Below are 15321 nucleotides of genomic sequence, written 5' to 3' on the forward strand. Positions count from 1 at the left end.
TTTCCACATGTCATCGGTGTAGGTGCGCTCGTGAATCGTGCTGAGAACCGTGGCGAGAAACCTTGGCGTAGGGTCGCGAGGTGGCGAGTGACGACCACGAGATGTGGAAGCCCGGCTACGACGGGCCCGAACCCGAACGGGCCACGGCCCAGCCCTGGGCGGACGACGTCGTCGAGGAGCCGTCGGGTCTCGCTGGTCCCTCCGATCCCGATCGCCCGTCGCGGCGCTCACTGCTGACCGCGGCGGTCGGTGCCGCCGCTGCCGTCGTCGTGGGCGGTGTCGCGGTGCGCAGCCGTGCTGCCTCGTCGATCTCGGCATCGGTGACGGCCATCGATCGAACGAGCGCGTCGACACGAGCCGCCCGAGTGCTCGATCCGTTGCAAGGCACCGGCGCAACGTTCGCCGGTTCCCGACGCGAGCGTCTGCCCGCCGATGCCGAGGAGCGCTGGCGGCGGAGCGAGGCGGGGCGCGAGCCGGTGTGGGCCCATGCGGCCGGAGCCGGCCTCGTGATCGTCGCCGCGCCAGACGGACCGACCACGACACGGATCACCGCCGTCGATGCCGACTCGGGTCGCGGGCGGTGGAGCACCGCGATCGCCGCGGCGATCGACACGGTTCGCTTCGTCGGGGCCGCACGCGGGTCGATCGTGCTCGAGACGCGTTCCGAACTCGGCGTCGCGGCCGTCGGACTCGACGACGACGACGGTGCCAACGTCTGGCGGATCGAGGCCGACGTGCGCCCCGAACCCGTTCGTGCCTTCGAGGTACTTCACGGCACGCGTTTCGTCGCGCGGCGCCCGGTCGATGACCGCGACCCGACGGTCGTGTTCGACCCTGGCGTCGGGTTCGAGGCGATCACGATGCGCGGGCGGGTGCTGTCCGACGACCACCTCGGCCACTGGTACGCGCTCGACGGTGATCGGATCGTCGAGTACGACCTGGCCGGCGACGAGGCGTCGTCGGTGGTGATCGGCTCGACCGCCGGGCTGGACGCCGCGGTCGCTGGTGCCGTGAAGCGATTGCCGCTCGTCGCCGTCGGTGGCGAACTCCGAACGGCGAGCGAGCGAACGGACACGCCGGTTGCCGACGTGGTCCGTCTCGCCAACGAGGGGCCGCCCGTGCCCGGTGTGGTCGACGCACTCCTGCCGATGGTGGCGTCAGCGATGGTCATCGGCGGCGCCGGATCGATCGTCGGCGCCGAATTGGACGGCGCTGATCTCCGAACGGTCTGGGATCGCCGAGGTGTGCTGTTTTCCCTCCATCCGACCCGACGTGGCGTCGTGCTCCTCGTCGGGTCGCGAGGCGGTGCCGCACAAGAGATCATCGACGGTCGAACAGGCATGACGATCGCCGCGGTCTCGGTCACCCCTGGCTTCGGCGAGCGGTTGCGCTTCGCCGGGAACGGGTTCGTGCTTCGACGGTTCTCCGAATCGGGTGCTCGGCTCGCCGCGCTCGATCTCGACGGCGAGGAGATGTGGGCGCTGCCCGACGCGACCCCGGCGACGATCGGCGATGGGTACGTCGTGCGCGTCGAGCCACGCGATGCTGGCCGCGGTGCCGGCCACGACGTCGTCGCTTACGGCGCCGCGAGTTGAGCTGCGAGGAGCCCGACCTGCCGCAGCTCACTCACTCGATGCTCGACGTGCGGAGTACCGTCGATGCCGTGTCCGACTCCGTCGCTTCCCTCACCCGTCTGGGGTGGTCGTCGGTGTTCGAGGATGCCTGGGATGAACTCGGCCGCCCTGGTGCCCCCGCCCGAGTGACGCGACTCGACCGAGGATGGAGCACGGCGGCGCGCACGCTGAACGAGGCGCTCGGCAACGACGAACCGGTTCGCCTTCGCAACATCGGCGCCGATGTCGCCGTCGGCGATTGGATCGTTCCGAGCGCTGACGGCGAGCGGGTCGAGCACGTGCTCGAGCGTCGTTCGGCATTCACCCGTCGAGCGTCCTTCGACGGGATGCGCGCCGTGTCGCACACGCTCGCGGCCAACATCGACGTCGTGTTCCTCGTCCACGCACTCGGCGCGCCGCCGAGCCCCCGACGACTCGAACGCGAACTGGTGCTCGCCTACGACTCCGGGGCCGACCCGGTCGTCGTGCTCACCAAGACCGACCTCGTCGACGATCCCGAACCGGCCCGCCTCGCGCTGCGTGACGTCGCGCTCGGCGTCCCGGTGTTGCTCGCGAGCGGGATCACCGGCGACGGCATCGAGGCGATTCGCGAGTTCGCCGCTGGCAATCGCACGCTGGCGTTCCTCGGCGCGAGTGGAGTCGGCAAGTCGACGCTGGTCAACGCGCTGGTCGGTGTCGAGGTGCAGGCGACCTCTGCCGTGCGCGAAGGCGATCAACGGGGTCGGCACACGACGGTGGCTGCCGAGTTGGTGCCCCTGGAAGGCGAAGGCTGGATGATCGACACGCCCGGCGTCCGTGCCGTCAGCTTGTGGCTGTCGGGTAACGGCATCGAGCGGGCGTTCTCGGACGTGTTCGACCTGATGGACCACTGTCGCTTCCGCGACTGCAAGCACCATCGCGAGCCGGGCTGCGCGGTGCAGCGGGCCATCGCCGACGCAACGCTCGATCCGATTCGTCTCACCAGCCTCGAGCGACTCATCGAGGAAGAGGCAGCGCTCGAAGAGGAGCAGCGGGCGCGCGACAAGGCGGCCGACCGTCGCTCGGGCGGCAAGACGCGAGCACCCGACGCCGACGAGTACGACGGCATGCGCAACGACACCGACGCCTGATCGCGGACGATGCGACACGGCGACATCGGTCGCCTACCTTCGAGTCATGAGCCGAGATCAGCGTCGTGGGGAGGCCGAACTCGAAGCTGCGGGCGGCCGTGGTGCGATCGCCGCCAATGGTAAACCCGTCGAGTCGGTGTGGGACTTCCCCCGGCCACCAACGGTCGAACCTGTTGGTTGGCGGATTCGGGTGGTGCACGCCGGGTTGACGATCGTCGACGCACCGTCGGCGGTCCGTGTGCTCGAGACGAGCCAGGCGCCTGCGTACTACGTGGCGCCGGAGTGGGTGGACCTCGAACGGTTGCAGCCGGCGATCCGGCGTTCGAGGTGTGAGTGGAAGGGGACCGCGATCTACGCCGACGTGGCGGTCGGGACCGATGGGGGAGCGTCGGATGCGTGTTGGTCGTACCGGGAGCCGACGCCCGCCTTCGATCCGATCCGAGGGCACTGGGCGTTCTACGCGCAGGCCGTCGACGAGTGTTGGGTCGATGACGAACGCGTCGCCGCGAACGACGGCGATTTCTACGGCGGTTGGATCACCGCCAATGTGACCGGGCCGTTCAAGGGCGCGCCCGGCACGCTGTTCTGGTGACGCTGCGCAACGTCGGTGCCGCGCCGGCTTCGTGACGGCCTGCGACAATCCGGTACCTCCGACGCGCTCGGTCTGACAAGGTACGAGGTGTGCGGTGGGCGTGGTCAGGACGCGACGAAGAACTCGGCGTCGCGTCGGAGCTGCTCGTTCGCGCCCGCTGCTTGATCGTTTCGGCCGATCCCGGCTCGGGCCGATCCCGTTTCGTTCGAGAGCTCGGCCAGGTGATCGCACGCGATGCGCGCGCGACCGTCGCGACGACGGTTGCGTCAGGCGCGCTGTCCGGTGTCGCGCTCGGTGCGCTCGCTTCGCTGCTCCCGGCATCACCAGCCGACGCCGAGGCGACCAACGACATCGTGTTGCGCAGTGCGGCGTCGTTGGAGCGTCGCTTCCGGGGCGGAGGCGGAGTGATCGTGATCGACGACGCGCACCTGCTCGACGACGTGTCGATCGAGGTGGTTCATGCGGTGTTGGCGCGTTCTGGTGTCGATGTCTCGTGGGTGCTCACGCTCGATGAGCGGGCCCCGGTGACGAATCGGTTGGCGGAACTGTGGCGTTCGGATCTCGCCGAGGTGATGCGGCTGCCCCCGATGCGAGCGGAACAGATCCAGACCATGGCCCGGGTCGACCGAGACGCGGCGCTGCGGCTCCACGAACGAACCGGTGGGCTGGCGCTGCTCGTCCACGAGCTGGTCGAAGCGCAGCGGGCGACGACCGGCGGCTCGGCATCGAAGGGGCTCGATGCTCCTCGATTGCGACATGCCGTCGAACGCGTCACCGGGGCCTTGAACTCCGGTGAGCAGACGGTCGTCGAGTTCCTGTCGTTCGTCGGTCGCGTGCCCGCACGGCTGCTGACCTCCTACGAGTCGGTGATCGCGGGGCTGGAGCGACGCGGCGTCGTCGCGAGCGATGGGTCGACCGTGTGGCTCTCGATCCCGCTCGTCGGCGAGGTGACCGCAGCGTCACTCACCGAACGTCGCCGTTGGGCGCTGTACTCGGTCATGGTCGCTCGGTTCGGCGACGTGAGCTCGGCGATCGATGTCGAACTCTTCCATCTGGCGACGTGGGATTCGCTCGGGACCCGGACCTTCCCGGCAGCGCGCTACCTCGCCGCGACGCGCTGGGCGCTCGACGCCGGTCTCGCCGAGGCTGCTGTACAGCTGCATCGGGCCGCGTCGGCTGCGTCGACACCGTTGGCGTCGACGCAGCGCGCCCTCGAACTGGTTTCGATCGAGATCGGCGTCGCCGCCGACCCCGAGCGGGCCCTTGCCCAACTGACCCGAATGCTCGCTGACGAGCCGGTCGACGGTTCGGGCCGTGTCCAGATGTTCGACGACGGTGCTGATGTACTCGATGCGGTCATCGCCATGGTGCGACGCGGTCACCTTCCCATCGATGGAGCGTCGGAGCTGGTCGAGTTCAAGCGGGACCGTTGTCGAGGCGATCGCGAACGGGCTCGGGTCGCGCTCGCGCTCTCGCAGGTGGCATGGTTGAGTGGCGAGCCTGCCGTGGCGCGTGCGACGCTCCAGTCGTTCGATTCTCGATCGCTCGATCGCAACGGCGCAGCTGCATGGCGCATGGTCGACGTGGCGGTGGGCGCGGAACTGGCTGACTCCCGGGCGACGGCTCGGCGGGCGCGCATCGCTGCTCGGTCCGTCACCGCTCCGGCGTCTCGCGATGCTCGCGTGGTCGGCTTGGCCGGTGCCCTCGCCGAGCTCTTCGACCGAGATCGAGCGGTGTGGGACGTTCGGCGCGATGGTGCCGAAGGAGTCGAGACGCCTGACCTCGGACCCCAGGAGCTGGTGGCGGAGATGGTGCGGTCGGCGGTGCGCGGGGCCGTCGCCGACGCTCGCGCGATCGCACGCCGGTTGCAGGCGACCGACTATCCCGTGGGCGCTGGGTTCGACGAATTGGGCTCGCTGGTGCGAATCCTCGCGACCGACGAGGAGGCGTTGCCGGCCGCGCCCGGCGAATCGGCGGCCTTCGGCCCTCGTCTCCGTGGGGTCTGGACGCGCTGGGTCGATGCTGCGTCGGTCGCGGTGGCGATGACCGACGGCACGCTGGTCGGTGACACGGAGCGACTCGACATGGCCAGCGAACTCGCCCGTCGGCATCTGGCCTCAGCGTCATGGGCAACCGGCGCCACCATCGCACATCATCTGCTGCGTTGTGGCCCCGACAACGCGGTGATCGAACTGTTCGACGAGGTGGCCGCGGCGGAGACCGATTCTGCAGTGCTCGGCGCGATGTGTGATCACGCCATCGGTGTGGCGACACGAGAGCCGAGTTCGCTGCTGCGCGCGGGGTCGGTGTTCTCCGCGCAGCAGTGGGATGCGAGCGCAGCCGACGCCTTCGGGGCTGCAGCCGTCGAACTCGGTCGTGTCGGTGACTCGGCCGGTTCGCTCGCCGCGTTGTTGGCCCACGCCGATGCCGCCCGCCGAGCCGATCCGTCCGCGGTGTTCTCCGCCGGTGCGACGGCCGAGTACCTCACGCCGCGAGAATCGGACGTGGCGCTGCTCGCGGCGGTCGGTCTTGCATCGAAGGAGGTCGCTCGCCGGCTTGGCGTGTCGCCGCGAACGGTCGACAATCATCTCTACCGCCTGTCGCAGCGCTTCGGCATCAACGGTCGGCGAGATCTCTCGGCCGCGTGGGCGACGGCGTCGTCGCTGCTCGGTGACGCGATTCGGTGACGCGATTCGGTGACGCGATTCAGTGACGCGATTCAGATGACGTCGCTCAGGCGCCAGCCGGCTCCCTGTCCGTCGATCGTGCGGAACCAGTAGTTCGTCATCACCACAGCGGCGATCGGTAACGGGCCGTAGATGTGCGGAAAGTGTTCGTCGACACCCGGGGCGGGCGGTTCCCACTTGACCTCGGCGCCGACCTTGAGCGGGTCGATCGTGAGCAGGACGAGTTGGTCGACGTCGGCGTAGAAGCGGTTGGCGACCCCTTCGACTTGTGCTCGCGTCGATGCGTGGATGAACCCCTCCTCCGCGAGTGTCTTGCCACGAGTCGACATCGTGTAGACGCCGTGCTCGAACGCGGCGGCCCAGTCGTCGGGCAGCGCTGCATGAAAAAGGGGAGCATCGACAAGGGGTGCGGAGCGGTCGGTCACGGGTCAGAGCTTGCCGTCGTCGAGGAGCACTCGCACGGTCGTGGCACGTTCGCGCACCGCGAGAAGGTCGCCGAGCTGCTCGGCCGCCCGCACCTGCCGAGCGATTCGCGGGTTCTTCACGAAGCGATCGTGGTGGCGCGAGAGGAAGTCCCAGTAGAGCGTCGTGAACGGGCACGCATCGTCGCCTACGCGTGCCTTTCGGTCGTAGCGGCACCCCGCGCAGTAGTCGCTCATCTTGTCGATGTAGTTGCCACCCGCGGCGTAGGGCTTGGTCGCCATCATTCCGCCGTCGGCCCACTGGCTCATCCCGATCACGTTCGGCAGCATCACCCACTCGGCCCCGTCGATGAAGCTCGACCACATCCACTCGGTCACCTCCCACGGGTCGACCCCGTGCAGCATCGTCAGGTTGCCGAGCACCATCAGCCGTTGGATGTGGTGGTTGTAGGCGTGGTCGTGCAAGGTCGCCATGCAGTTCGCGACACAGTTCATGTCGGTGTCGGCGTCGCCTCGCAGCACCGGGGGGAGCGCTCGATCGGCACCGAGTGCATTGCGGGATCGGTAGTCGGGCATCCACAGCCAGTAGGTGCCCCACACGTACTCACGCCAGCCGATCACCTGGCGGATGAATCCCTCTGCCGAGTTGATGGGCACGTCGCCGCGCTCGTACGCCTCCTGCACCGCATCACAGACTTCGCCGACCAGCAGCAGTCCGATGTTCATGTACGGCGAGAGCACCGAGTGAGCGAGGTGCCATGACCGTTCCACCATCGCATCCTCGTGGGGACCGAACTGGGGCAGGACGTGATCGACGAAGTGTCGAAGGCGGCTGAGCGCGGCGCGGCGCGAGGTGGCCCAGGTGCCGTCGGGGTCGGCGCCCCAGGTGTCGACACCGAGCGCGTCGAGATCGGCGAGCACCTCGCGGTCGAGGTCGTCGAGCTCGGACCTCTGGGGTGGCGCCCACGGGTTCGCGTTTCCCTTCGGCGGTGGTTGACGGTTTTCGTCGTCGAAGTTCCAGCGCCCACCGGTCGGCTCGCCGTCGGGTTCCATCAAGTAGCCGAGGCGACGGCGTTGCCAGCGGTAGAAGTCCTCCATCTTGAGTTGTTTGCGGTCGCCTGCCCAGCCGGCGAACTCGTCGTAGTGACACAGGAACTGATTCGATCGCACGACCGTGACATCGAGGGCCCGGAGCACTTCGAGCCCATCCCAGCTCGCCGGCTCGGTGACGATCACCTCGTCGGGATCATGTGCAGCGACGTGCGCGTCGAAGCCGGCGCGCAGCGTCGCAGCACGGCGCACGTCGACCTCGAACCCAGCGTCGCGGAGTTCGTTCGCGAATCGTCGCATGGAGGCCAGCACGAAGTGAGCGCGCTGTCGATGCCAGCGTCTCGAGACCAGCTTCGCCGTGCTTTCGACGAGCAGGATGCGATGCGTCGCCGGGTCGGCATCGGCGAGCGCGCCGATTCGACGGTTGAGTTGATCACCGAACACCCAGACGGTCTGCACGTCTGTGATCGTCTCCGAGATCGGGCGACGAGGCAACTCCAGCGTCGATGTCGGCGCGACGACGAGCGTCTACGGGGGTTCGAGCGCCATCGTCGCAGAGGCGGTGTGGGTGATTGGCCCGATCGCTGCACCGATGATCGCGACGTCGGTCGGATCGACGTACGTGACGATCACCGTGACCGCGCCGCCGCTCGTGCTCGTGGCGACCTCGATGGGGAGCGACACGGCCCGGCGCGCTGCGGCCGTGGCTGCGCCCGCCGGGTCGGCCGACACCGCCGCGGCGCGGGCGCCCTCGCGGGCGGCGGTCTCGACGGCGATTTCGTTGCGCACCGACACGCCGACCTGTGTGATCGCCAGCAGCACGATCACGATGAGCGGCAGCGCCACTGCGAACTCGACGGCTGCCTGTCCGCGTTGGTCACGTCGTTCACTGGGATGTTCACCGGGTCGATCAACGGACCGGCGTGTCGGCGTCGGCATCGTCAGACTCGGTCGACGACCGAGTCGATCACCCGGTTGAAGAGGCGACTGATCTTGGCGGCGCCGCCACCGGCTGTCGCCCAGGCCACCACGAGGAGCGCGACGAGCGCTGCGGCCAGCAGAACGAGCGCGTATTCGGTGGTCGCCTGACCGCGGTCATCTCGGCGACGTTCGACGAGCGAACGCACGGCGTCGACCGCCGCGCGCTCGATCGACAGCGCGCATCGGTGGAGCCAGAGCGCGAGCATCACGTACAGCGATGGTTGCGCGGTGCGGATCACGTGGGCAGTGGGATGGGACATGAGGGCCTCCTGAAGCGTGAACGGTTCGAGACGTCGGTGACGTCGAATGGTCACCAGGCGCGATCGCCGAGCGACGAGAGGGCGGCCATGACAGCGGGGGCGATCGCCACGAGGACGAACGACGGCAGCGTGCAGCACACGAGCGGAAACGAGAGTCGAACGGGCAGCTTGCGAGCCTCTGCCTCCGCCAGTCGGCGTCTCCGCAAGCGGACGTCGGCGGAGAGTTGGACGAGTGCCTCGCCGATGGGTGTGCCGTGCCGTTCGGCGATGGCGAGCGTGTCGGCCACGATCGCCATCGACGGCCCGAGCCGGCCGGGCAGCGCGACGAGCGCTTCAGCGAGCGCGTCGCCACGATCGAGTCGATGTACGACGTCGCCGAATCCGGATCGGGTGGCTGGCGGTGCCGTGGAGGCCAGGCTCCTGACCGCCTGGTGCGGGGTGAGTCCGGCGTGGACGACGAGCACGAGCTGCTCGATCGCATCCGGTATCGCCTGCTCGATCTCGGCCTGCTGGCGTCGATACCTCATCAGGTTGGCGAGTGGTCGCCTCATGATCGCGGCCGCCAGCCCGAGCAGGGTCAGGAGCAGGTCGACGACCAGCCCGACGATCACGAGCAGTGTCACCGATACGGCCGCGAGCATCCGGATCCGATGCGTCGATGACGCGACCGGCCCGTCGGTATCGGCGTTGACGCGCATGGGGTTCCATGCCGGAACCGGTCGTGGAGGTCCGCAGACGAGTCGACGCGCACCGACACCGCTGACGACGACTGCGCTCAGCGCGACCAGACTCGGATGGAGCCCGTTCATGTCACCGCGCCTCGCTGGACGATCGATCGCATCCACAGCGCGCCGATGACGTTGAGCGTGAGGCCAAGCCCGACCAGCGCAGCTCCAGCGCGTGAGGCAACGACGGCGCGTACGTCGTCGTCGGAGAGCCCCAGCACGGCGAGGACGCCGAGTGGCAGCACGGTCAGCACTCGTGCCGAGACTCGCGCCTGCGCACTCTGCGCGGCCCGCTCGAGATCGTCGGCCGCGAACTGGCGCATCGTCGCCGCCAGCCGATCGAGCGGCTCACCGGCGCGACCTCCGACCGATGCAGCGACCGCGATGACCGAGCCGAGCGCCACCAGGTGGCGACTCCCCGGGCCGGCCCGCTCGATGCTGGCGACCCAACGTGTGCACGCGTGACTCAGTGCCTCTCCGCGTTCGAGCCGGAAACGCAGCCGCTCGACCGCAGCGTCGAGCGGACCGTCGGCGGCGTTGACGTCGAGGACTGACTGGCGAAGGGTGATACCGCGACGGATCGAACGAGCGAGGTCGTCGCCATACGCGGCGACCGCTCCAGGGAACACCGTGGCGCCTCGCCGTCGCCATCTCGACCACTGGCGGACGCGGCCCAGCGTCGATGTCGCACGATGCATCCGGCTCCGCGGAGCGCTCCGATCCGTCTGCATCTCGTCGCCGGTCACGCGTCGTTCCAGCGTCGGTGCTGCGCGTGCCGCCAGTAGCACGACGAGGCACACCGTCGCACCGATCACCGATGGCGAGGTCAGCGTCATCGGCGACGCCTCGTCAACTCGGCGCGGCGAACCAACTCGCCGCTGGCTCCTGCGACGGCGAGGTCTCGTACCGATGGGGATCCGTCGCGGTCGGCGGGTTCGTCGCTCACCTCGGCGATTGCGGTGACACGGCGCTGCGAGCCGCGTCGCTCGACGTGGACGACCACGTCGATCGAGCGTGAGATCTGCTGGCGGATCGCGGCGAGCGGCCACTGTGGAGCGGCACGCAGCACCAACGATTCGAGTCGGAGCAGCGCGTCGAGGGGACTGTTCGCGTGGCACGTCGAGAACGAGCCGTCGTGGCCGGTGTTCATCGCCTGGGTCAGCGCGACGACTTCGTCACCGCGAACCTCGCCGACGACCAACCGGTCGGGTCGGAGCCGAAGCGCCGTCTTGACCAGTTGCTCCAACGTGATCGCGGCCAGTCCGTCGATCGATGCGGGCCGCGCCTCCATGCGAACGAGGTGGGGCGCATGACACGGCAGTTCGGCGGTGTCTTCGAGCACGATGATGCGCTCGTCGTCGTCGACCTCGCCGAGCAGCGCGGCCAACAGTGAGGTCTTGCCCGACGACGTGGCGCCGGTGACGACGGCGTTGCATCCCGCAGCCACCACGTTGCGCAAGACCTCGATGCCGACGTCGTCGGTGAACTCGTCGAGGGTGCGTGTCGCGTTCGGAAATCGACGGATCGACAGCAGTGCTCCGGTGGTCGCCACCGGCGGCACGACAGCGCACACCCGGGCTCCGTCGAGGAGCCGAGCGTCGACGATCGGCGAGGTCCGGTCGACCCGTCGCCCGATCGGCGCCAGGATGCGTTCGATCAACTGCTCGGTCGAGGTTGCGTGCAACGTACCGACCCGTCGGAGTTCGCCGTGGCGGTCGACCCAGATCTCGGTGTCGTTGACGATCACCTCGTCGATGGTGGGATCGCTCACGAGGACGTCGAGTTCGCTGAGCCCGGTCATCCGGGCGACAGCCGATCGATGGAGTCGTGCGCGCTCGTCGCTGGTCGCGAGCGGGGCGCGCCGACGGACTTCGTCGGCGACGAGTCGTTCGAGGTCGCCGTGCTGGTGGCCGACCGATGCGCAGACCAGATCGACCAGCGCCGCGTCGGGAGCTGCACTCATGCGGCGCGCGACGCTCGTGGCGCTCGCATGAGGCGGGCGAGGTCCCGGCCGATCGAGCGTGGTACTCGCCCGCCCGCCAGGAGCCCTGCGTCGACGGCGCGAGCGACCGCTGGATCCCATGGCGTCGAGGCGATGACCGGTGCTCCGACTGCGGCTTCGACGTTGCTGGCCACGAGCGACCGGCCCGGCTCGGTGATCAGCACGACGCCGGTCGGACGCATCGGGAGTCGAGTCGCGCGCTGCAGTGAGAGATAGCACGGTCGTGTGATCATCCATCGCTCGTCGAGGACGGCGGCGAGCGGCGCCGGTACCGGCTGCGTGCCGGCATCGAGCAGCACGACGCCGCCGTTGGCAGACGCCCAGGAGCGGCTCCATTCGGCGAACGCTTCCCATCGCGCGTGGAGTTCGCCGCCGCTGGGCAGCGGCCCGCCTCGTGGCCGCCCGGCTCGCGTGGTTCGGCTGGTCAGCAGGGTCGTCGAGGTGTTCAGGGTGATCAGCAAGTCGTCGAGATGTGCGCTGGGCGCAGCGCTCGTCACCCAGTCGGCGACACCGGGACGATCGTGCGGAGCGAGTCCGAGGGCGACATCGAGTTCGTCGTCGAGGTCGACCAACAAGGTGGGCCGGTCGCAGGCCATGCCAGCGAGCGCGACCACGACCGTGGTGCCGCTGCCGCCTTTGGCGCTGTAGCAGAGCGTGAGCATGAAGTCCCCCAGGTGGAGCCCGTGTCGGGCGGTGATGGCTGGGAGGGAGTCGGGCCGAGGACGGTAGCGACGATCGCCGGAACGACAACATCGTCGCGACGAACGGCGACATCGGCCACGTTCGCAGTAGGGTCGGCGCTGCGCTACCGGGAGGTGTCTGGGTACCTGGTGGGCTCCGCCGCCTTCAAAGCGGTTGGGATGGGCGATCCCCATCCGGCGGGTTCGATTCCCGTCCACCTCCGCTGATACGTCCACGACTGTTCGTGGATGTGTCCTGAAAGTCCTCTGAACAGGGATGATGTCCGAATCTGTCTTTTGACGTTCGGTCGTGTTCCCGGAGCGTTACTCTCAGGGTTACTCTCAAAGGGAGCTTGAGAGTGACGCAAGGAGGCCGATCCGATGCCGAAATCCCCGAGAGGGAAGCGAGTTGTCGACGCCGGAACCGGTGCGTTCACGGTCGTGAACAAGGCGCCGAACGGCGAGGCGGAGCCGTACTTCGACAAGACGCGCAAGGTGTGGGTCGCGCCGTGGCGAAAGCCCGACGGCAAGGTCGGTCGACCCACCGGACGGACCCGCGCATTGGCCATCGCGTCGCGTGATCGACACATCGCCAAGCTGGCCGACGATGCCAAGTTCGCCTCGTCGCTCGCCGGTGGCTTCACCGCCGAGTCGACCGTCGCCGAGCTGACCGGATGGTGGCTCCAGAACGTCGCCCGGCATCGGGTTCGTGCAACCACGTTCGCCACCTACCGCAAGCAGCTTCGGTTGGTCGACGAAGGCCTCGGTTCGATCCCGGCGCGCGAACTCAGGCCCGAGCAGATCGCCGGCTTCGTCTCCGACCTCATCGACCGAGGGTCGGCCTCGCGGGCACGCAACATCCGGACACTGCTCGTCCAGGTGATGGACCAGGCGGTCGAACTCGGGCTCGCCACCGAGAACGTCGCGAAGCGAGTGAGGACGCCGAAGGTGCCGAAGGTGAAGCGGCGCACGGTCACCCCCGACGAGACGCGCCAGCTCCTCCTGGCGTCCGACCCCCGCTTCGCTGCGGCGATCGCGCTGTGTTACGTCCAGGGCTGGCGAGTGAGCGAAGCGCTCGGCCTGGCGTGGCAGGACATCGACCTCGGTACGGGCTCGGTTCGGCTCCGGCGCGGAGCCACGTACGCCGACGGCGTTGGCATGGTGCTCGGACCGACCAAGACCGAACGGACCGCTGGCGTGCAGATGCTCGGCCCGACCGTGATTGCCCTCCTCGAAGCGCGCCGCAAGGTGCAGGACGAGGACCGCGACAAGCTCGGTGCCGCCTGGCCGACCATCGAGTACGACGGTGAGCAACTCGATCTCGTGTTCACCGCGGCGAATGGCAACCCGATGCTCCGACAGAAGGTCGACAAGGCGATCCGAACCGCCGCCGAGAAAGCGGGCGTCGACCCGAAAGGTCTCGGCACGCACGCAGGTCGACGGTCAGTCGTGACGAACCTGTTCGCATCCGGGTCACTCGACCTCGAAGACGTCGCCCGCTTCGTCGGCCACACCGACACGGCAACGACCCGCGGCTACGTCCAGCACGAAGGGGACCGACCGCGTCAGATCAGCGTGAAAGCCCTCGAACTTCTCGACCCCAACTGGTCAGTTGCCGAGGCTTCGGATGATTGAGTTCGGCTACTCGTCGATGAGCGTGAGCCATGCGTCGATGGCTCGCTGCCGGGTCTGCTCACCGAGTTCGAGCCAGGGTGACTTCGTGAGGTCGTCCGGAAGCCGAGTGCGGCGGAGGTAGCGCTTCTCCTTGGCGTCGAGGCTGTCGCGCAGTTCGATCGGGTCGTTGACGATCGCTGCGAGTTGAGCGATGTCGGTGTGGTGACGATCGCGGTCTCGCGTGTCGGAAGTTGCGGCTCTCGCTTTGATCACGATTGCGCCGACGAGGTCGGGGAGTGGAATCGAGGCTGGCCCGGCCTCGGTGTCGATGTGCACGAACGTTCGCCGGTCGAGTGCTCGCTGTCCGCCGGCAACAGAAACCGGCAACGGCCTCGGGAACTGGCGCGTCAGGTTTGTCGGGAGATGATCCGGCACCATCAGATCGAGGTGGCCCGCTGGCCCGCTGAATCGATGGAGGAACTTGGCGGTGATCGAGGGCTGTGCTTCGAGGCCCATGTCGATCGCAACCGTCTTGCACGCATGGAAGGCGTTTCGATCGGTCAGGATGTCGGCAACGATGTCGACATCGGTGGTCGTGCGGCGCGGTGTTCCTCCTGCGAGGTGGACGTGCAATGCCACCATCTGTCCGCCGATGAGGACCCACGATTGCGGATCGAGACGGTTCGCCAGTTCCGCCACGAGTGACCAGAGCTTCCATTCGGCGGCGTCGGATCGACGCAGGCTTGCGCTCGGTTGGTCAGCGTCCATCGAGGATGTCCTGAATCAGGTCGGCGCCAGCTCGTGCGGTCCGTTCGTCGGCGTCATCGAGGAGATCGACGGCGACGACGGACCGGGGCATCACGTCGCGTCGCATGATGAAGTCCGCTTCGTCCAGGTCCGGGACCGCACGGAGCGTCAGATTTCCCATGGAACGCGGTTCGAGTCGCATCGTCCTGGTGAGTTGACTGGCCACGCTGGTCGGCACGTAGACGTCGAGGTGTCGTTCGTGGGCGATCAGATCGACGTCGTGATCGGAGAGCGCGGTCACGCCGGTCCGCACGACATCGCCTCGTGATGCGATGCGATCGAGGTATGCATCGAAGGTGTTGAACCGTTCGGTCGTCGCTCGTCGGTGTGCGAGCCACCGCCAGTCACCGGGCTGCCGGTCGCGCAGCGTCTCCAGTCGTGAACGTTCGGTTCCGTGCAAGTCGAACGCAACGGCGAGTTCGTCGTCGATGGCGGTGCCGAAGTCGCTCAGCATCGCAGCCCACGCCATCGTGGGCGACAGGCTTCGTCCGGCCGTCGGCCGACGTCGACGGTCGTAGTCGCTGACTGATCGTGGATCGATGGCCCACACGTGACCATGCCGTTCGGCATGGATGTCGCCCGACGTGATCAGCTGTCGCAGCCGTTGAGCGCTCACGCCGAGGCGTTCGGATGCTTCCGCGGTGGTGATCGCCTCATTTGCCACACTCACATATTACTTGCGAGATCGAAATAATACTGTGATCCCGTCGATTGTCGGTAGACGGCAAGCGATCGGGCTGACGCAAGGGCACTGATCT

Annotated in this window: 15 protein-coding genes and 1 tRNA gene; 6 read left to right on the top strand and 10 right to left on the bottom strand. The window is 68.1% G+C overall.

The annotated features are described in order from the left end of the window. Positions 1–80 precede the first annotated feature (80 nt). The 4 genes from ACE37B_RS13275 (at position 81) to ACE37B_RS13290 (ending at position 6022) form a co-directional block, all read left to right on the top strand. The gene (locus tag ACE37B_RS13275) at positions 81–1595 is read left to right on the top strand and encodes a hypothetical protein (protein ID WP_409923804.1); all 1515 of its coding nucleotides are present in this window, start codon (positions 81–83) and stop codon (positions 1593–1595) included. A 68-nt stretch (positions 1596–1663) separates the two neighbouring features. Beyond that, a complete protein-coding gene (gene rsgA / locus ACE37B_RS13280) occupies positions 1664–2743 on the top strand; it encodes a ribosome small subunit-dependent GTPase A (protein WP_409923805.1) in 1080 nt (359 codons plus the stop codon). Positions 2744–2789: 46 nt separating this feature from the next. Beyond that, the gene (locus ACE37B_RS13285) at positions 2790–3335 is read left to right on the top strand and encodes a DUF427 domain-containing protein (RefSeq protein WP_409923806.1); all 546 of its coding nucleotides are present in this window, start codon (positions 2790–2792) and stop codon (positions 3333–3335) included. 89 nt (positions 3336–3424) lie between these two features. Beyond that, positions 3425–6022 carry a LuxR C-terminal-related transcriptional regulator gene (locus ACE37B_RS13290; RefSeq protein ID WP_409923807.1) on the top strand — a complete coding sequence of 866 codons (2598 nt, stop codon included), beginning with the start codon at positions 3425–3427 and terminating at the stop codon, positions 6020–6022. A gap of 32 nt (positions 6023–6054) precedes the next feature. On the opposite strand, the gene ACE37B_RS13295 is transcribed toward ACE37B_RS13290, so the two are convergent. The 8 genes from ACE37B_RS13295 to ACE37B_RS13330 all read right to left on the bottom strand — a co-directional run bounded on the left by ACE37B_RS13295 (position 6055) and on the right by ACE37B_RS13330 (position 12124). Then, entirely contained in the window at positions 6055–6447 is a 393-nt protein-coding gene (locus tag ACE37B_RS13295) for a DUF952 domain-containing protein (RefSeq protein WP_409923808.1), read from the bottom strand. 3 nt (positions 6448–6450) lie between these two features. Then, positions 6451–7953, bottom strand: a complete 1503-nt coding sequence (locus ACE37B_RS13300) for a cryptochrome/photolyase family protein (protein ID WP_409923809.1) — start codon at positions 7951–7953, stop codon at positions 6451–6453. Positions 7954–8022: 69 nt separating this feature from the next. Next, on the bottom strand, positions 8023–8433 hold the full coding sequence (locus ACE37B_RS13305; RefSeq protein ID WP_409923810.1) for a TadE/TadG family type IV pilus assembly protein: 411 nt from the start codon (positions 8431–8433) through the stop codon (positions 8023–8025). 2 nt (positions 8434–8435) lie between these two features. Next, positions 8436–8735 carry a DUF4244 domain-containing protein gene (locus tag ACE37B_RS13310; RefSeq protein ID WP_409923811.1) on the bottom strand — a complete coding sequence of 100 codons (300 nt, stop codon included), beginning with the start codon at positions 8733–8735 and terminating at the stop codon, positions 8436–8438. Positions 8736–8785: 50 nt separating this feature from the next. Next, positions 8786–9544 carry a type II secretion system F family protein gene (locus ACE37B_RS13315; RefSeq protein WP_409923812.1) on the bottom strand — a complete coding sequence of 253 codons (759 nt, stop codon included), beginning with the start codon at positions 9542–9544 and terminating at the stop codon, positions 8786–8788. After that, positions 9541–10296, bottom strand: a complete 756-nt coding sequence (locus tag ACE37B_RS13320) for a type II secretion system F family protein (protein ID WP_409923813.1) — start codon at positions 10294–10296, stop codon at positions 9541–9543. Before ACE37B_RS13320 ends, ACE37B_RS13315 begins: the two co-directional genes overlap by 4 nt. Beyond that, positions 10293–11423 carry a CpaF family protein gene (locus ACE37B_RS13325; protein WP_409923814.1) on the bottom strand — a complete coding sequence of 377 codons (1131 nt, stop codon included), beginning with the start codon at positions 11421–11423 and terminating at the stop codon, positions 10293–10295. The genes ACE37B_RS13320 and ACE37B_RS13325 overlap by 4 nt, the downstream gene beginning before the upstream one ends. Continuing rightward, positions 11420–12124, bottom strand: a complete 705-nt coding sequence (locus tag ACE37B_RS13330; protein ID WP_409923815.1) for a hypothetical protein — start codon at positions 12122–12124, stop codon at positions 11420–11422. The genes ACE37B_RS13325 and ACE37B_RS13330 overlap by 4 nt, the downstream gene beginning before the upstream one ends. A 149-nt stretch (positions 12125–12273) precedes the next feature. On the opposite strand from ACE37B_RS13330, the gene ACE37B_RS13335 reads away from it, so the two are divergent. Continuing rightward, a tRNA-Sec gene (locus tag ACE37B_RS13335) sits at positions 12274–12367 on the top strand. 156 nt (positions 12368–12523) lie between these two features. Beyond that, a complete protein-coding gene (locus ACE37B_RS13340) occupies positions 12524–13777 on the top strand; it encodes a tyrosine-type recombinase/integrase (RefSeq protein WP_409923816.1) in 1254 nt (417 codons plus the stop codon). A 6-nt stretch (positions 13778–13783) separates the two neighbouring features. Here ACE37B_RS13340 and ACE37B_RS13345 read toward each other — a convergent pair whose 3' ends face one another. Beyond that, positions 13784–14524: a nucleotidyl transferase AbiEii/AbiGii toxin family protein gene (locus tag ACE37B_RS13345; RefSeq protein WP_409923817.1), complete on the bottom strand. Its 741-nt coding sequence runs from the start codon at positions 14522–14524 to the stop codon at positions 13784–13786. Continuing rightward, positions 14514–15227: a helix-turn-helix domain-containing protein gene (locus ACE37B_RS13350; RefSeq protein ID WP_409923818.1), complete on the bottom strand. Its 714-nt coding sequence runs from the start codon at positions 15225–15227 to the stop codon at positions 14514–14516. Before ACE37B_RS13350 ends, ACE37B_RS13345 begins: the two co-directional genes overlap by 11 nt. Positions 15228–15321: the final 94 nt, after the last annotated feature.

This window comes from Ilumatobacter sp., from assembly GCF_046290335.1.
Classification (GTDB): domain Bacteria; phylum Actinomycetota; class Acidimicrobiia; order Acidimicrobiales; family Ilumatobacteraceae; genus Ilumatobacter_A.

Bases quoted from the DNA above. Each gene is read 5' to 3' on its own strand.
- ACE37B_RS13340 (WP_409923816.1), top strand. From the start codon at position 12,524: ATGCCGAAATCCCCGAGAGGGAAGCGAGTTGTCGACGCCGGAACCGGT.
- ACE37B_RS13285 (WP_409923806.1), top strand. From the start codon at position 2,790: ATGAGCCGAGATCAGCGTCGTGGGGAGGCCGAACTCGAAGCTGCGGGC.
- ACE37B_RS13325 (WP_409923814.1), bottom strand. From the start codon at position 11,423: ATGAGTGCAGCTCCCGACGCGGCGCTGGTCGATCTGGTCTGCGCATCG.
- ACE37B_RS13305 (WP_409923810.1), bottom strand. From the start codon at position 8,433: ATGCCGACGCCGACACGCCGGTCCGTTGATCGACCCGGTGAACATCCC.
- ACE37B_RS13330 (WP_409923815.1), bottom strand. From the start codon at position 12,124: ATGCTCACGCTCTGCTACAGCGCCAAAGGCGGCAGCGGCACCACGGTC.
- ACE37B_RS13320 (WP_409923813.1), bottom strand. From the start codon at position 10,296: ATGACGCTGACCTCGCCATCGGTGATCGGTGCGACGGTGTGCCTCGTC.
- ACE37B_RS13315 (WP_409923812.1), bottom strand. From the start codon at position 9,544: ATGAACGGGCTCCATCCGAGTCTGGTCGCGCTGAGCGCAGTCGTCGTC.
- ACE37B_RS13310 (WP_409923811.1), bottom strand. From the start codon at position 8,735: ATGTCCCATCCCACTGCCCACGTGATCCGCACCGCGCAACCATCGCTG.
- ACE37B_RS13345 (WP_409923817.1), bottom strand. From the start codon at position 14,524: ATGGACGCTGACCAACCGAGCGCAAGCCTGCGTCGATCCGACGCCGCC.